The organism is Enterobacter sp. SECR19-1250, from assembly GCF_013391025.1.
In the GTDB taxonomy this organism is placed as follows: domain Bacteria; phylum Pseudomonadota; class Gammaproteobacteria; order Enterobacterales; family Enterobacteriaceae; genus Enterobacter; species Enterobacter cloacae.
In genome coordinates, this window is the sequence record NZ_JACASJ010000364.1 from 1 (window position 1) to 221 (window position 221).

At 50.7% G+C, this 221-nt stretch carries 1 pseudogene; it reads right to left on the reverse strand.

Features of this window, described 5'->3' with window-relative positions:
- Nucleotides 1-40 precede the first annotated feature (40 nt).
- A pseudogene (locus tag HX884_RS26965) lies at nt 41-221 on the reverse strand (hypothetical protein); the annotation flags it as partial.

Here is a 221-nt window from a genome sequence, read left to right on the forward strand (position 1 = left end):
ATTGAATCGGCTTTTTTCGATAGTCATGTTTTCGGCTCCGTTATGCGGCGTTAAACGCGTCCGGGTAGAGGTTCAGAATGTCGGTAATATCCTGCTGAGATAACCCGTGATGTTCATTAATGGCGGCGTTATGGTTCACAAGCTGGATCACCTTGAGGACATCGCTACGGCAGGAAAAGCGGTAGCGCAGGTGTGCGCCGATACCATCCGGGTTTTTCTCG